The organism is Acinetobacter portensis (assembly GCF_009372215.1).
In the GTDB taxonomy this organism is placed as follows: Bacteria; Pseudomonadota; Gammaproteobacteria; order Pseudomonadales; family Moraxellaceae; genus Acinetobacter; species Acinetobacter portensis.
This window is the reverse complement of sequence record NZ_LWRV01000016.1, coordinates 1-509: the sequence shown is the minus strand read 5'-3', so window position 1 is coordinate 509 and position 509 is coordinate 1. Positions and strand designations below refer to the sequence as shown.

Annotated in this window: 1 protein-coding gene; it reads right to left on the bottom strand. The window is 63.7% G+C overall.

The window, feature by feature from the left end; translation table 11 throughout:
* Positions 1-333, bottom strand: a 333-nt coding sequence (locus A6M14_RS00860) for a GNAT family N-acetyltransferase (protein ID WP_152872888.1), incomplete at its 3' end; no start/stop codon positions are given.
* Between the last annotated feature and the right edge of the window lie 176 nt (positions 334-509).

Below are 509 nucleotides of genomic sequence, written 5' to 3'. Positions count from 1 at the left end.
GCCCATCAGCGCGCGGACGTGACCCCATCCGCGCTGATCGACGGCGACCGCCACCTCCCCCACCAGACCAGCCATCACCTCGTCGGAACCGACCTTGATGCGACTCTCGTAGATCGAGAGATGGCCGACAATCCGCTGTGCGAGGCGCAGCAGCACCGTCGCGTCGGGAGGACCGTGCTTGCCGTAGTAAAGACCAAGCTCGTCGGGCGCGCCTTCCGGATAGGCCTCGTTCAGAAGCGCGCGGACATCGGCCTCATCCGGGCTGCGTGATGGCGGGCTCGGTAAGACGCCGATCACCGTCATTGCGAGGAGCGAAGCGACGAAGCAATCCATTCTTCCGCGTATGCGGCGCGGTGGATTGCTTCGCGAAGCCTGTCATCCGGCGGCGCTTCGCGCCGACCGGGTGGCTCGCAATGACGATGATCCGTTATGAGGAACGCGTTCCGCGCTCCTCACCATGCATCACCCCAGCAAATCATCATACTCCGGGTTCTTCTTCATGAAGCCCT